At 67.7% G+C, this 13,203-nt stretch carries 12 protein-coding genes; 10 read left to right on the top strand and 2 right to left on the bottom strand.

Annotated elements, in window-relative coordinates; genetic code table 11:
- Nucleotides 1-79 precede the first annotated feature (79 nt).
- From AC2S9W_RS11555 to AC2S9W_RS11525, 7 genes are all read left to right on the top strand, one after another.
- Nucleotides 80-538 carry a MarR family winged helix-turn-helix transcriptional regulator gene (locus AC2S9W_RS11555; RefSeq protein WP_158682148.1) on the top strand — a complete coding sequence of 153 codons (459 nt, stop codon included), beginning with the start codon at nucleotides 80-82 and terminating at the stop codon, nucleotides 536-538.
- Between the two features lie 78 nt (nucleotides 539-616).
- Entirely contained in the window at nucleotides 617-1,864 is a 1,248-nt protein-coding gene (locus AC2S9W_RS11550; protein WP_207797297.1) for an acyl-CoA dehydrogenase family protein, read from the top strand.
- Between the two features lie 119 nt (nucleotides 1,865-1,983).
- Nucleotides 1,984-4,206, top strand: a complete 2,223-nt coding sequence (locus AC2S9W_RS11545) for a TonB-dependent receptor (RefSeq protein WP_486570875.1) — start codon at nucleotides 1,984-1,986, stop codon at nucleotides 4,204-4,206.
- A gap of 24 nt (nucleotides 4,207-4,230) precedes the next feature.
- On the top strand, nucleotides 4,231-4,689 hold the full coding sequence (locus AC2S9W_RS11540; protein ID WP_082797106.1) for a MarR family transcriptional regulator: 459 nt from the start codon (nucleotides 4,231-4,233) through the stop codon (nucleotides 4,687-4,689).
- Between the two features lie 13 nt (nucleotides 4,690-4,702).
- Nucleotides 4,703-5,326 carry an FMN-dependent NADH-azoreductase gene (locus AC2S9W_RS11535; RefSeq protein ID WP_486570874.1) on the top strand — a complete coding sequence of 208 codons (624 nt, stop codon included), beginning with the start codon at nucleotides 4,703-4,705 and terminating at the stop codon, nucleotides 5,324-5,326.
- Between the two features lie 78 nt (nucleotides 5,327-5,404).
- A complete protein-coding gene (locus AC2S9W_RS11530; RefSeq protein ID WP_486570873.1) occupies nucleotides 5,405-6,400 on the top strand; it encodes an aspartate carbamoyltransferase catalytic subunit in 996 nt (331 codons plus the stop codon).
- A complete protein-coding gene (locus tag AC2S9W_RS11525; protein WP_486570872.1) occupies nucleotides 6,391-7,605 on the top strand; it encodes a dihydroorotase in 1,215 nt (404 codons plus the stop codon). Before AC2S9W_RS11530 ends, AC2S9W_RS11525 begins: the two co-directional genes overlap by 10 nt.
- A 750-nt stretch (nucleotides 7,606-8,355) precedes the next feature.
- Here the strand turns inward: AC2S9W_RS11525 and AC2S9W_RS11520 are convergent.
- Complete coding sequence (locus AC2S9W_RS11520) at nucleotides 8,356-8,934, bottom strand: septal ring lytic transglycosylase RlpA family protein (protein WP_076075759.1); 579 nt, start codon at nucleotides 8,932-8,934, stop codon at nucleotides 8,356-8,358.
- Nucleotides 8,935-8,936: 2 nt separating this feature from the next.
- Nucleotides 8,937-9,821: a phosphoserine phosphatase SerB gene (gene serB / locus AC2S9W_RS11515; RefSeq protein WP_067109660.1), complete on the bottom strand. Its 885-nt coding sequence runs from the start codon at nucleotides 9,819-9,821 to the stop codon at nucleotides 8,937-8,939.
- On the opposite strand from serB, the gene miaA reads away from it, so the two are divergent.
- The 3 genes from miaA (at nucleotide 9,820) to ilvN (ending at nucleotide 13,144) form a co-directional block, all read left to right on the top strand.
- Nucleotides 9,820-10,782 (top strand): tRNA (adenosine(37)-N6)-dimethylallyltransferase MiaA, encoded by a 963-nt coding sequence (gene miaA / locus AC2S9W_RS11510; protein ID WP_486570871.1) that lies wholly within the window; start codon nucleotides 9,820-9,822, stop codon nucleotides 10,780-10,782. The genes serB and miaA overlap by 2 nt on opposite strands.
- 86 nt (nucleotides 10,783-10,868) lie before the next feature.
- Nucleotides 10,869-12,623, top strand: coding sequence for a biosynthetic-type acetolactate synthase large subunit (gene ilvB / locus AC2S9W_RS11505; RefSeq protein WP_212597352.1), 1,755 nt, complete (start codon nucleotides 10,869-10,871; stop codon nucleotides 12,621-12,623).
- A 5-nt stretch (nucleotides 12,624-12,628) separates the two neighbouring features.
- Nucleotides 12,629-13,144 (top strand): acetolactate synthase small subunit, encoded by a 516-nt coding sequence (ilvN, locus tag AC2S9W_RS11500; protein WP_067184358.1) that lies wholly within the window; start codon nucleotides 12,629-12,631, stop codon nucleotides 13,142-13,144.
- Nucleotides 13,145-13,203: the final 59 nt, after the last annotated feature.

Below are 13,203 nucleotides of genomic sequence, written 5' to 3'. Positions count from 1 at the left end.
GGATCGGGGTTGGCAACGCCGTGCATCTGGTCCATCGCCGCCCCCGATGAGCAACAGGACGCAGGAAACGGGCCCGCCCATGACGCAAGCATCCCATCACCCGATGACGATGATCCACCTGTTGCGGGCGGTCTATTGGTATGACGAGGCGCTCCAGTCGAACCTGCGCCGCGACGGCTGGCCGACCCCGACGCGGACCCAGTCGATGCTGTTCGCGAACATCGCCATGGGCGAATCGCGCCCCGCCCGCCTCGCCGCCAACCTGGGGATCACGCGCCAGTCGATGAGCGAGATGATCGCGACGCTGGTCGAACAGAATATCCTGGTGGTCCGGCCCGACCCGCAGGACAGGCGCGCGCACAAGATCAGCTTCCATCCCGATTCATCGCCGCTCCGGCACGCCGCCGAAGCGGTGATGAACGCCTTGCACCAGCATCTGGGCGCCCGCCTGGGGAAGGATCGCCTCGACGCCCTCGACGACGCGATCTCGGCGGACTGGGGTCCCATTCCCGATTTGAGCGCGCCCGAAAGAAAATAGTTAGTATACTATTGACTTTGTCAGGCAGCCTGACAAACTCCCTCCAAAGACATGAGGGAGAGAATGGCCGTGGCCGACATGGAATTACCGCCGACCGTCCAACCCGCGATTCCGGTCGGGGATGATTTCCTGACGCGCGAGCAACTGGCCCAGCTCACGCCCGAAGACCTGGTCCGCCGCACCACCGCGCTCAAGCCGCTGTTGCAACGGCACGCCGCGGCGTGCGAGCGCGAACGGCGCCCGATCGTCGAGGTGTGGAACGCCATCCGCGCGACCGGCTGTTTCTATCACTTCATGCCGCGCAAATATGGCGGGCTGGAATTCGACGTCGACAGCTTCCTCGACGCGATGCTGCCGCTGGCCGAAGGGTGCGCGTCGACCGGCTGGGTCACCGCTTTCTGCGTCGAGCATGTCTGGATGCTGTCGCAATTTCCCGAGCCGTTCCAGGACGAGATTTTCGGCGGCGGCGGAGACCATGTCCCCTATGTGATCGCGCCCGGCGTGACCGCGCCCCCGGGCAAGGCGATTCCGGTCGACGGCGGCTATCGCATCTCGGGCCGCTGGAAATGGGGCACCGGGATCATGAATTCCAACTGGGCGATGGTGGCATGCGCGATCCCCGACGATCCCGAGCGCCGCGCCCTGTTCTGCGCCCTGCCGACGAACGAGGTCAAGGTGCTCGACACCTGGAATATCGACGGGATGGAGGGAACGGGCAGCCACGACCTGCTGATCGAGGACGCCTTCATCCCCGAATATCGCACGATGAACATGAACGACATGCGGGCCGGAACCGGCCACGGCGCGCGCCTGTACGACAATCCGATCTATCGCCAGCCGATGACCCCCTTCCTGGGCGTCACCGCGGCGATCGGCGGCGTCGGGGTCGGGCGCGCGGCGGTCGCCGCCTTTGCCGAACAGCTTCAGCAACGCGTCATCCCGGGAAGCACGACCCGGCAATCGGACAAGCCCGCGGCGCAGATGCGTCTGGCCCATGCCGACGTGCAGATCGCGACCGCGGAGATGTTGCTGCGCGCGGCGGTCAATCGCAACGTCGAACTCGCGGCGGGACCGGTGCCCGCCACCTTCGGGCAGCGCAGCTTCATGCGCCTGCAGATCGCGCACGCGATGGAAATCTGCCGCGAGGCGATCCGCACGCTGGTCGAGGCGGCGGGCGCGGGCGCCCACATGCGGGGCAATCCGCTGCAGCGGCATCTGCGCGACATCAACGTCATGTCGAACCACGTCATCTACGACATCGACGCGGCATCCGAACTGCGCGGCCGCGCCATGCTGGGGATGGAACCCAATTCGATGATCTACTGATCGCTTGCGGCGGGCGAAAGGCGCGCGCCCGCGGCGAAAGGACCGGCGCCGACAATAAATGGGGCCCGCGAAACCCGTCATGGCGACGGGGGCGGAGCGCCCGAAAATGGGAGGGAAAAATGAACCGGATTACGCTGTTCCGTTCGATGCTGCTTGCCAGCCTTGCCGTTCCGACGTCCGCCTATGCCCAGACCGACGGCGCGTCGGCCGCCCGCGATTCCGAAATCGTCGTCACCGCGACCAAGCGCGAGCAGACGCTGCTCGACGTGCCGCTGTCGGTCGCGGCGGTCAGCGGCGAGGGCATGGAAGCGATGGGCATCCGCCAGTTCAACGACCTCCAGTCGAGCGTCCCCAATCTGCAGATCGACCAGACCAACGGCAATTTCGTCGTGTCAATGCGCGGGCTCGGTTCGGGCGGCGGCAACCTGGCCTTCGAACAGTCGGTCGGCTTCTTCATCGACGGCGTCTATTCGGGCCGGTCGCGGTCGATGCAGACCGCGATGATGGACGTCGCGCGGGTCGAGGTCGTGCGCGGTCCGCAGGGCGCGCTGTTCGGCAAGAACACCAACGCCGGCGCGATCAGCGTGATCAGCCGCGCGCCCACCCGGCAGTTCGAAGCGCAACTGCGCGGCCGCTACGAGTTCGAGAATGACGGCTATGGCGGCGGCGGCTTCGTGTCGGGTCCGTTGACCGACAGCCTCAGCGCCCGGCTCAGCTTTCAGGCCGGGCACGAGGGCGGTTACATGTACAACCGCGTCACCCGACGCGACGACAACAGCAACAACAATATGGGCATTCGCGGCCAGTTGCTGTTCGAACCCGCCGGCGGGGGCGGATCGATCCTGTTCAAGGCCGAATATGCCGAGAACAACTACAAGGGCGGCAACCTGACCTACAACGGTCTGGGCAACTGCGTCTTCTGCGACCAGATCCGCGCCGCGTCGGCCGCCGTCGGCGGCCCGCCCGAACGCCCCTCGTTCGAGCGCGCGCAAAGTTCGGCCTATCCCGAATTCTCGCGCACCAACAACCTCAACCTCACCGTCACCGCCAAGCTCGATCTCGGCGGGGGGTTCGAGCTTTCGTCGATCTCGGGCTATCAGCGGCTGCGCGCCCGGACGCAGAACGATATCGACATCAGCCCCATCGCCTTTTCGGATTCGATCCATACCGAAAACAGCTCGCAGCTTTCGCAGGAAATCCGGGTCGCGGGCGCCGTCGGGCCGGTCGACCTGATCGTCGGCGGCTCCTATTTCTACGCGCGGTCGGACATCCTGCAGGAAATCTACTGGAACGGCGCCGACAAGGTGCTGACCCCGCCGATCGGCCCCTTGCTGCAAGGGACGGCGCGGCTGCCGTTCCACCAGACGAGCGAGGCGCTGTCGCCCTTCGCCGCGATCGACTGGCATCTGACCGATGCGCTGACCTTCAGCGGCAGCCTGCGCTACAACCACGAATCGAAGCAGGCGCGCGTCGCCGGGGAAATGAGCGTGCTCGCCTATCCCAGCTACGTCTTCATCCGCTCGCGCAGCGAGGCGCTGTGGGATTATTCGGCGAAGCTCAGCTACAAGTTCGGCCCGTCGGCGCAGGTCTACCTCAGCTATGCGACCGGATCGAAGGGCGGCGGCTATGTGTCGAACGACAGCCGCCTCGGCCTGACCGGGCGCGTCGAGTTCGAGCCCGAGCGGGCGCGGTCGTGGGAGGCCGGCGCCAAGCTGCGCCTGCTCGACAACCGGCTGCACCTGAACATGGCCGCCTTCACGACCGATTTCACGAACCTTCAGGTCTCCTCCTTCACCGGATCGTCCTTCACCACCGGCAACGCCGCCGAAGCGCGGTCGCGCGGGATCGAGGGCGACGCGGCGTTGCGGATCGGCGACATGCTGACGATCGGCGGTTCGCTGGCCTATCTCGACGCCTATTACACCGATTATCCGGGGGCGGCCTGCACCTATGACGCGCCCGCGGGCTGCACGACGATGAACCTCGCCGGCTACCGGCTGACGCGCGCGCCGAAGTGGAAATGGAACAGCTATGCCGAGGTTCGGGTGCCGGTGGCGTCGGACTGGGCGCTGACCGGCCGCGTCGCGGCGGACTATACCGGCGCCTCCATCTATCAGGACGACCGCCATCCCAACAATATCATGCCCGGCTATACCAAGCTCGACGCGCGGCTCGCGCTCGCGTCCGAGGCGAACGACCTCGAGGTCGCGCTGATCGGCCGCAACCTGACCAACAAGGTGTCGTTCAGCCAGTCGTTCGGCGTGCCGCTGGTGGCGGGAAGCTGGGCGGTGTTCGTCAATCCGTCGCGAACCATCGCGCTGGAGGTCACCAAGGGCTTCTGACCCGGCATTGCAGAGGGGCCTGCCATGCGGAACGCTCTGCGGGAAAACGGACCGGATGTGCAAGACGGCGGACAGCTGCACGATCTTGCACGTCTGGTCTTCCAGTCCTTCCAGCGGCTGCTGGAGCACCGGACCATGGTGCATGACGTGTCGGCGAGCCAGTGGAGCTTCCTGCGGCAGCTGTGGCGCACCGACGGCATCTGCCAGCGCGAGCTGGCCAACCGGTTGGGAATTTCCGAAGCCACGGCTACCATCGCGCTTCGCAGGCTGGAGGAAAAGGGTTTCGTCAGCCGCCGGCGCAATGCCGGCAACCGCCGCGAGATGCTGGTCTTCCCGACCCGGCGCACGCAGGCGCTGGAGGCGGTGCTGATCCCCCTCGCCCGCGACGTCCATGTCCTGGCGACGCAGGATTTCACGGCGGCGGAGGTCGCGACGCTCGAACGGCTGTTGCGCAGCGTGATCGCCAATCTCGCCGCAGCCTGAGGAGACGCACGAGGTGAAGATATTGCATATCGCGGGCAGCCCCAAGGGCGAGCGGTCGGCTTCGCGAAAACTGGCGGACGTCTTCCTGCGCCGCTATCGCGCCCTGCATCCCGGCCATGAGATTGGCGACATCGACGTGTTCGACGCCGCAGCGAATCCCGATTTCGGTGCGGTCCACGCCATTCACAAGCTGGCGCCGCTGTTCGGCGAGGAACGGAGCGAGGCGGGGACGGTCGCGTGGGTTGATACCGAGCGGCTGATCGCGGATTTCGACCGCGCCGACAAGATATTGCTGTCGTGCCCGATGTGGAACTATTCGGTGCCGTGGGCGGTGAAGCGCTATCTCGATCACCTGATGCAGCCCGGCCGGACATTCGGGTTCGATCCGAAGACCCGGCAGCACTTCGGCCTGCTCCGCGACCGCCCCGTCCAGTTCATCCTCACCCGTTCCTCGACGGGCGACGACGATCCGGGGGATTTCCAGCTGCCCTATCTGCTGCACATCTTCCGGCAGATGGGCCTGCACGATATTCGCGTGATCAACGCCTGCAAGACCACGAAAGCCACCGCGCCGGAGCGGCTCGCCTATCTCGATTCCTTCACCCCGGAGCTGGAGGCGGCCGCCGCCCGTTTTTGAGCGCCCTGCCCTCGATACGGCATCACCCCGCTTCTTCGCTTGCGGGATCGGCCCGCGCGTCCTAGACGCTGCGCTTTAATGACAAGCGCAACCACCCGACCCGCCAGCGACTACCCGCCCGGTGGCGATGCCTTTCGCCATCGCGACCTGACCGGCATCGCCCAGCTCGCCCCATGGGAAATTTCCTATATCCTCGACGCCGCCGAACAGTGGGTCGAGCTGAACCGTTCGGGCGCGGCGAAGCATGACGATGCGCTGAAGGGCCTCACCATCATCAACGCCTTCTTCGAGAATTCGACGCGCACCCTGCTGTCGTTCGAGATCGCGGGCAAGCGGCTCGGCGCCGACGTCGTCAACATGCACGCGGCGCAGTCGAGCGTGAAGAAGGGCGAGACGCTGATCGACACCGCGATGACGCTGAATGCGATGCGCGCCGACGCGATCGTCATCCGCCATTCGGCCTCGGGCGCGGTGCAACTGATCGCCGACAAGGTCGACTGCCCGGTGCTGAACGCCGGCGACGGGCGGCACGAGCATCCGACGCAGGCGCTGCTCGACGCGCTGACCATCCGCCGCCGCAAGGGCAAGGTCGAGGGGCTGACCATCGCGATCTGCGGCGACGTGCTGCACAGCCGCGTCGCGCGATCGAACATCCTCGCGCTGACCCTGCTCGGCAACGAGGTGCGCGTCGTCGCGCCGCCGACGCTGATCCCGCCCGCGCTCGACCGCATGCACGCCATCCCCTTCACCGACATGGACGAGGGGTTGAAGGGTGCCGACGTGGTGATGATGCTGCGCCTTCAGAACGAGCGCATGGACGGCGCCTACCTGCCCAGCGCGCGCGAGTATCACGCGCTCTACGCGCTGACGCCGCAGCGGCTGGAGAAGGCGAAGCCCGACGCGATCGTCATGCATCCCGGCCCGATGAACCGCGGGGTCGAGATCGACAGCAGCATCGCCGACGACCCGGTGCGATCGACGATCACCGAGCAGGTCGAAATGGGGGTCGCGGTGCGCATGGCGTGCCTCGACATATTGACCCGCCGCAAGCGGGGGGTGCCCGGATGGAACTGAAGCCGCTCCTCATCGCCAACGCCCGCCTGCTCGGCGGCGCGAGCGGCAGCCTGCTTGCGGTCGGCGGCCGCATCGCCGCGATCGACCCCGCCGAGCGTCCCGAGGGCGCCGAGACGGTCGATGCGAAGAGCCGGTGGCTCGCCCCCGGCATCATCGACCTCGGCGTCTTCGCAACCGACAAGCCGGCCTTTCATTTCGGCGGCATCACGCGCGCCGCGCTGATGCCCGACAGCGGCCCGCTCGACGGCGCGGGGCTCGTCGAGCGCGCGGCGAAGGGCGGCAAGCCCGACCTGTGGGTTCATCCGCTCGCCGCCGCGACCAAGGGGCTCGCCGGCAGGGAACTGGCGGAAATCGGGCTGATGAAGGGCGCGGGCGCGCGCGCGGTGGCGACGGGCCGGGACCGGATCGCCGATGCCGGCGTGATGCGCCGCGTCCTCTCCTACGCCGCGTCGCTCGGCCTCACCGTCATCGCGCATGCCGAGGACGAAGGACTGACGCACGGCGCGGTCGCGACCGATGGGGAGATGGCGACGCGGCTCGGCCTCGCCTCCGCGCCCGCGATCGCCGAGGCGATGGCGATCGCGCGCGACCTGCTGCTGGTCGAGGAAACGGGAGCGCCGCTGCATATCCGCCAGGTCACGACGCGGCGCGGGTTCGACCTGATCCGCGCCGCGAAGGCGGCGGGACTGCCCGTCACCTGCGGCATCACGCCCGCGCACCTGTTCCTGTCCGACACCGCGATGGGCGATTTCCGCACCTTCGCGCGCCTGTCGCCGCCGCTGCGGTCGGAGGACGACCGCCGCGCCTGCCTCGCCGCCATCGCCGACGGCACGATCGACGTGCTCGCTTCGGGCCACGACCCGCGCGGGCCCGAGGACAAGCGCCTGCCCTTCGCCGAGGCGCTGCCCGGCATGGCGGGCGCCGAGACGCTGCTCGCGATGGGGCTGCAACTCGTCCGCGACGGCCACGCGACCCCGGCGCGCCTGTTCGACCTGCTCGCCGCGAACCCCGCGAAACTGCTCGGCCTTAATGCCGGAACGCTCGCGGTCGGCGCCGAGGCCGACCTGATCCTGATCGACGACGGCACGCCGTGGCAGGTCGATGCGAAGAAGATGGCGGCGTGGGCGGGCAACACCCCCTTCGACGGCATGCCGATGCAGGGCCGCGCCACGATGCTGTGGAAAGGCGGCGTGCGGATACGCTGAGGCGCGATGGCTTTGGATTGCCGCGTGGCTTTGCCGCTCGCAGATGGCGAGCCCGTTCCATGTCATCGGGCCGTAGCGCGTCAAATCCGAACCGTTCGCCCCCCGCTTTCGCGGGGGCAGGCGCTGAGCTTGTCGAAGCCTGTCCTGAGCACCTGCAAGGCAGTCGAAGGGCCGTTCTTTCTTTTGACGCCGCAGGAAGAAAGGCGGTGCTTCGACAGGCTCGGCACGAACGACAGAAAGAGTGATGCAGATTTAATGCACGATTCTCTAAGGTCTGTGGGGATTCAGAGTCTATCGCCGCGATATTGTATAAAGCCGTGTTCCCCCACCCTTCGACTGCCCGCAGGGCGGGCGCTCAGGATAAACTTCCGCCATAGGCGGAAGGCGGGGGTCCATCTTCGGCCGGTTCCATCTCGAAACCACCGCAGATGGGTCCCCGCCTTCGCGGGGACACACGATAAAGGACAGTCGCAAGATGAACCCCCACACGCCTTAAAATGGTGCCCATCCGAGGCATGGCTCCCTAGCCTGATCATCTTCGGATGAATCGTGCCGTGTCCCCGCGCAGGCGGGGACCCAGAGCGATAGACGCCGACATGGCTCCATCCGCTCTGGGCTCCCGCCTTCGCGGGAGCACTCGGCTTTATAGCCCAAACGATTGTTCTCCGGGGCAGCGCGGAACCAGGATGGTTCCTCGCAATGATAATCCCGCCGAGCAGTCCGGTCCGATACCCGTCTTCCAACCGCGCCCTACCGCCCCCCGGCGGCCAGCCGCGCGCGCAGGTTTTGCAGGTCGCGCTGCGACAGCGGCGCCAGCGCGGCGGCGGGCTTGCCCTTGCGAAGGCGCTCGCGGTCCTTTTCCGACGGTTCGACGCGTCGCACGCGCACCGGGGCGTGGCCCTGCGCCTTCATCCCGAGTTGTTCGGCCGCGCCGCGCGACAGGTCGATGATGCGTCCGCCGCCCGCAAAGGGGCCGCGATCGTTGACGCGCACGACGATCCGCCGCCCGGTGTCGAGCGCCGTCACCTCGACATAGGTCGGCAGCGGCAGCGTCGTGTGCGCGGCCGTGACCCATCCGGGGCGGAATTTCTCGCCATTGGCCGTGCGGTTGCCCGATTCGCTGCCGTACCAGCTCGCATAGCCCACCACGTCATAGGCGGGGGCGGCGGCGGGCACATAGGTCGTGCCGCGGACCGCATAGGGCTTGCCGATCCGCACCGGCGAATCGCTGACCGGACGGAAATTCCCGCCCGCGCAGGCCGAAAGCATCAGGATCGCCGCCGCGGCCCCGGCCAACCGGACGGGGCGGCAATCGGGACGGCCCCGCATCCCTACCCCAGCACCCAGCTTCGCCGCGGATAGCCCTGCGCCCACAGCAGCGCGGTCAGGTCGTGATGGCGGATCGCGGCGTCGGCGGCGTCGGCGGCCGCGGGGTGCGGGTGATAGCCGATGCCCAGCCCGGCCGCGGTGATCATCGGAATATCGTTGGCGCCGTCGCCGATCGCCAGCGTCTCGGCCAGCGGCAGCCCGCGCGCCGCGGCCTCGGACTGGAGCATCGCGAGCTTGGCGCCCGAATCGACGATCGGCTCGCGCACCTGCCCGGTCAGCCGGCCGCCCACGATCTCCAGCTCGTTCGCGACCACCTTGTCGAAGCCGACCGCTTCCGCGACCGGCCCGGCGAAGGGCATGAAACCGCCCGACACCAGCACCGACCAGGCGCCGTGCGCCTTCATCGTCTGGACCAGCGTGCGCGCCCCGCGCGTCAGCCGGACCCGCTCCATCCGGCATTCGGCCAGCGTCGTCTCGGCCATGCCGCCCAGCAGCCCGACGCGTTCCGCCAGCGCGCCGCGAAAGTCGATCTCGCCGCGCATCGCCTTTTCGGTGATCGCCGCGATCTGCGCCTTCAGCCCCGCATAGTCGGCGAGTTCGTCGATGCACTCGACGGTGATCATCGTCGAATCCATGTCGGCGATCAGCAGCTTCTTCGTCCGGTCGCCGAGCGGCTGGACCACGATGTCGAGCGCGCCATGGTCCATCTTCGCAAGCTCGCTGCGCGCGCTGACCAGACTGCCCTGAAAGACGATGTCGGCCGCGTCGCCTTCGTCGAGCCAGTGCGGCGCGCCCACGTCGTGCCCGGTCGCGGCGAGGCGGTCGATCGCCTCGCGCACCACCTCGCCCGTCAGCGCTCCGGCTGCTATCAGCGTCGCAACGAACATGGCATCTCCTTCTTCATCCTCGAGCCAGCGGCTTCCTGTGGCGCTTATCGCCGGGCCGACCGCCAGCGGCAAGAGCGCCCTTGCCGTCGCCTTGGCGCAGGCGGTGGGGCGTGCGCAAGTCATCAATGCCGATGCCAGCCAGGTCTATCGCGACCTGACCATCCTGTCGGCGCGCCCGACCGCGGCGGAGATGCAGGGCGTCCCGCATCATCTGTTCGGTCATGTCGACGGGGCGGACGGCGCCTATCACGCGGCGCGCTGGGCCGCCGAAGCGCGCCGTGCGCTGGCCCGTGCGTGGGAGGACGACGATATCCCGATCCTGGTCGGCGGGACCGGCCTCTATCTGCGCACGCTGCTCGACGGCATCGCGCCGGTGCCCGCGATCGCCCCCGATATTCGCGCCGAAGTGCGTGCGATGGCGGTGGCCGACGCCCATGCCGCGCTGACGAAGGCCGATCCCGCCGCGGCGGCGCGCCTGCATCCCGCCGACACGACCCGCGTCGCCCGCGCGCTCGAAGTGGTGCGCGCCACCGGCCGGCCGCTCGCCGACTGGCAACGCGCGCGCGAGGGCGGCATCGTCGGCTCCGTCGCGCTCGTCCCGCTGGTCCTGCTGCCGCCGCGCGACGAACTGCGCGCGCGCTGCGACGCGCGGCTTGCCGGGATGTTCGAGCGCGGCGCGATCGACGAGGTCGCGGCGCTGATCGCCCGCGATCTCGACCCCGACCTTCCCGTCATGCGCGCGATCGGCGTGCCGCAGATCGCCGCCCTGCTGCGCGGCACCCTGTCGCGCGCCGAGGCGCTCGACCGGGCGCAGGCCGCGACCCGCCAATATGCGAAACGCCAGTTCACCTGGCTGCGCCATCAGCCGCCGGCCGGGTGGCCCCGGCATGAAGTATCATTATCCGTCGATTCCATAAAGGAAATAGCAATAAAATTACAACATGCACTGTTGACAGGATAGAATCATATACCTATTGCCCGCAGCCTTGTTGCGTCGCACAAGCGCGGGCCTTGCGCGCGGGCGAAATGGAGAAAAGGAGCAGTGTCGTGACGGAAATGAGCGGTGCCGACATGGTGGTTCAGGCGCTGGTCGACCTTGGGGTCGATACGGTGTTCGGCTATCCGGGCGGCGCGGTCCTTCCGATCTATGACGCGCTGTTCAACCACCCGACGATCCGGCACATTCTGGTCCGCCACGAACAGGCGGCGACCCACGCGGCGGAGGGCTATGCCCGCGCCACCGGCAAGCCCGGCGTCGTGCTCGTCACCTCGGGCCCGGGCGCGACCAACGCCGTGACGGGCATCACCGACGCGCTGCTCGATTCGATCCCGATGGTCGTGCTGACCGGGCAGGTGCCGACGACCCTGATCGGAACCGACGCATTCCAGGAATGCGACACGGTCGGCATCACGCGCCACTGCACCAAGCATAATTATCTGGTGATGGACCCCGACCGGCTGGGCCCGATCATCCACGAGGCGTTCCATATCGCGACGCATGGCCGGCCCGGTCCGGTGGTGATCGACATCCCGAAGAATGTGCAGGTGGCGACCGGCACCTACAGCGTGCCCGAACTGATCGAGCACCAGAGCTATCGCCCGCAGGTCGAACCCGACGCCGATGCGATCGCCGATGCGATCGCGCTGATCGCGGCGGCCGATCGCCCGATCTTCTACACCGGCGGCGGCGTCATCAACGCGGGCCCGGACGCGAGCGCGGCGCTGCGCCAGCTCGTCGGGCTGACCGGCGCGCCGATCACCTCGACGCTGATGGGGCTCGGCGCCTTTCCGTCGGACGATCCGAAATGGCTCGGCATGCTCGGCATGCACGGCACCTATGAATCGAACATGGCGATGAACCGCGCCGACCTGATCATCGCGGTCGGCGCGCGCTTCGACGACCGCGTCACGGGCCGCCTCGACGCCTTCGCGCCGCATGCGAAGAAGATCCACATCGATATCGACCGGTCGTCGATCAACAAGATCGTTCCCGTCGACGTCGCGGTGCTCGGCGACGCGGGGCGCGCGCTCGACGCGCTGATCGGCGCGTGGCAGGACAAGGGGCACAAGGCGCGCGACCTCGGCGAATGGTGGCGCCGCATCGACGGCTGGCGCGCGACGCGCTGCCTCGACTTCCCGGAGAAGAAGGACAGCGGGGCGGAGATCATGCCGCAGCGCGCGGTCAAGGCGCTGTTCGAGGCGACGCGCGGCCGCGACCCGATCATCACCACCGAGGTCGGGCAGCACCAGATGTGGGCGGCGCAGCATTTCGGCTTTTCCGCCCCCAATCGCTGGCTGACGTCGGGCGGTCTCGGCACGATGGGCTATGGCTTTCCCGCCGCGGTCGGCGCGCAGGTCGCGCGGCCCGACCGCCTCGTCATCTGCATCGCGGGCGAAGCCTCGCTTCAGATGAACATCCAGGAAATGGGCACGGTCAGCCAGCACCGCCTGCCGGTGAAAATCTTCATCCTCAACAACGAGTGGATGGGGATGGTCCGCCAGTGGCAGGAACTGACCTATGAAAGCCGCTATTCGAACAGCTATTCGGACAGCCTGCCCGATTTCGTGAAGCTGGCGGAGGCCTATGGCTGGACGGGGCTGCGCATCGACACGCTGGGCGAACTCGAGGACGGCATCCGCACCATGATCGATACGCCCGGCCCGGTGATCGTCGACTGCCGCGTCGCCAAGCTCGCCAACTGCTTCCCGATGATCCCGTCGGGCGCGGCGCATACCGAAATGATCCTCCAGCCGAGCGACGTCACCGGCACGATGGACGACGAAGCCAAGGCTCTGGTGTAACCGACATGAAAATCATGACCGAAGCGGGCGAGCGCCACGTGCTCGCCATCACCGTCGACAACGAGGCCGGGGTGCTCGCCAAGATCACCGGGCTGTTCACCGCGCGCGGCTATAATATCGAAAGCCTGACGGTGGCGGACATCACCGCCGACCATGCGCTGTCGCGCATCACCATCGTCACCTCCGGCCCGCCGCCGGTGATCGACCAGATCATCGCGCAGCTCGACCGGCTGGTTCCGGTCCACAAAGTCATCGACCTCGCCGACCAGGGCGCGCATGTCGAGCGCGAGATCGCGCTGGTCAAGGTCGCCGGCACCGGCGAGAAGCGCATCGAGGCGCTGCGCCTCGCCGACGTGTTCCGCGCCAAGGTCGTCGACACGACGCTGACCAGCTTCGTCTTCGAGATCACCGGCAACAGCGACAAGGTCGACCGCTTCATCGCGCTGATGCGCGAATGCGGCCTTGTCGAGGTCGGGCGCACCGGCATCGTCGCCATCTCGCGCGGGCCGGAGGCGGTTTAGTTCAATTTCGTGCTCCCCCGCGAAGGCGGGGGTCCAGTCAACGTCAGATGGGTCCCCGC

Source organism: Sphingopyxis sp. 550B (genome assembly GCF_057401805.1).
Note: the sequence above shows the minus strand (reverse complement) of the source record. Positions and strands in the feature narration are given on the sequence as shown.